Source organism: Mesorhizobium sp. M2C.T.Ca.TU.002.02.1.1 (assembly GCF_003997225.1).
In genome coordinates, this window is the sequence record NZ_RZTO01001021.1 from 1 (window position 1) to 1,919 (window position 1,919).

The 1,919-nt window shown below is 63.6% G+C and carries 3 protein-coding genes; 2 read left to right on the forward strand and 1 reads right to left on the reverse strand.

Going from position 1 to position 1,919, the window contains the following annotated elements; genetic code table 11:
- Positions 1-162 precede the first annotated feature (162 nt).
- Positions 163-1,221, forward strand: coding sequence for a polysaccharide deacetylase family protein (locus EOD07_RS32790; protein WP_127238189.1), 1,059 nt, complete (start codon positions 163-165; stop codon positions 1,219-1,221).
- Between the two features lie 24 nt (positions 1,222-1,245).
- Here the strand turns inward: EOD07_RS32790 and EOD07_RS32795 are convergent, their stop codons facing one another.
- Positions 1,246-1,461: a DUF2842 domain-containing protein gene (locus EOD07_RS32795; RefSeq protein WP_040999884.1), complete on the reverse strand. Its 216-nt coding sequence runs from the start codon at positions 1,459-1,461 to the stop codon at positions 1,246-1,248.
- A 151-nt stretch (positions 1,462-1,612) separates the two neighbouring features.
- Here EOD07_RS32795 and EOD07_RS32800 point away from each other — a divergent pair.
- A partial coding sequence (locus tag EOD07_RS32800) for a COX15/CtaA family protein (RefSeq protein ID WP_206519629.1) occupies positions 1,613-1,919 on the forward strand: 307 nt, incomplete at its 3' end.

Below are 1,919 nucleotides of genomic sequence, written 5' to 3' on the forward strand. Positions count from 1 at the left end.
CGCATGGAGCGCGCGGAAATCTCGTTGGCCGCGACCCGGTTGCCGTCAAATGACGCGGCGGCGTCAACCATCCCTCAATCCTTAAGACGTATTGGTTCCGACTTGGGGGTTCGCATAGGCGAATGTCATGCTTGCTTGAGCCTAGGCGCAAAAGGTGAAGGAATGATCGACGGGGGCGAGGCAATCCGGAAACTGGCGTTGAACCTTGCCCGCTACTCCGGTCTCGCGCCCTTGGCGCGGCCGTTTGTCGGCGGCATCGGCGCTATCCTGATGTTGCATCGCGTCACCGCGATGCCGGAGAAGCCGAACAGCGTCAATCGCCATCTGAACATCGCTCCCGCCTTCCTCGACAGGCTGATCGCTGATATGAAGGGGCAGGGTTATGCCTTTGTTTCCCTTGATGAAGCGATCGAACGCATCAGGAATGGCGGCAAGGACGGTCAGTTCGCCACGATCACTGCTGACGATGCCTATCGCGACAACATGACGGAAGCGTTGCCGGTGCTGGAAAAGCACCGGGCGCCGATCACCATCTACGTCGCGCCCGGCTTGATCGACGGCGCCGCCGACCTCTGGTGGGATGTGATCGAGGACATCGTCGATACCAGTTCGCGCCTGACGCTGACGACGGCGGGCAAGCCGACGCTGATCGATTGCTCGACGCCGGGCAGGAAGATCCAGGCCGTCGCGCGGCTGAACGCCTGGCTGACCGTGGAAGTCCCCGAGCAAGAGCAGGGCGCCGCTCTGCGCGAACTGGCCCGTTTGAATGGGTTCAAATTCGGCTCGGGCCGCCCATGCACCTTGATGAACTGGGATGAGCTTCGCACCATGGCCGCCCATCCGCTGGTGACCATCGGCGCGCACACCGTCAACCATCGCAACTTGAAGCGGCTGTCCGAAGCCGATGCGCGCCATGAGATCGGCGACGTCCGTCGCATCCTCAAGGAAAAGCTCGGCGAGGAACCGCGTCATTTCGCCTACCCCTACGGCTACGCCAGCGCGGTCGGTTGCCGCGAGGTGGGCTTCGTCCGCGATGCGGATTATGCCTCGGCGGTGACCACGCGGCACGGCGTGCTGCGCGCCGAGCATGCCGGCTTCCTGCACGCACTGCCGCGCATCTCCGTCAACGGCCGCTACCAGAGCGTCGCTCACATCCGCACGATGCTGTCCGGCATCACGACGCCGCTCGCCAATGCCGGCAAGATGGTTGTCACCATCTAAACTAGCCGGCGGCGCCGGCGAGGCTCAACCCTTGGGCCGCGGCTCGATGATCAGCCATTTGATGATGGCCATGGCCGGCAGAACCCAGAGAAAGCCGCTGAGCAGGAAGAACAGGAGATGCGCGGTGGGCCCGTATTCGGCGAGCCTGGTGACCGCGACGGCCGACGCAATCAGCGCGTAGATGACGACCAGCGCCACCAGCAATATGGTTCCGATCAGCTTTTTCAGGCGAATGGGCATGTCGCGATCTCGTTGATCGGCCCCGATTAGGCCGAATGATGGGCGCGCGCAACCGTCGCGGTCCGGCGCGACGGCGTGCCGCGCTGTCCAGTCTTGCCAGTTGGGCGGCCTTGGTCCACCAATCGCGCGTTTCAACAGCCGGAAGACCGAAATGGCTGCCATCACCGCCACAGCCCCCTATACCGCACGCGACCGCGACCTCCACAACCGCGCTTTGGTGCGCGGCTGGCTCTACGTCGTGCTGCTGGTGCTGGTTGCGCTGGTGCTGGTCGGCGGCTCCACGCGTCTGACCGGCTCGGGGCTGTCGATCACGGAATGGCAGCCGATTCACGGCGTCATCCCGCCGCTTAACGACGCCGAATGGCAGGAGGAGTTCCAGCGCTACCAACAGATCCCGCAATATGCCGAGATCAACAAGGGCATGAGCGTCGAGGACTTCAAGTCGATCTTCTGGTGGG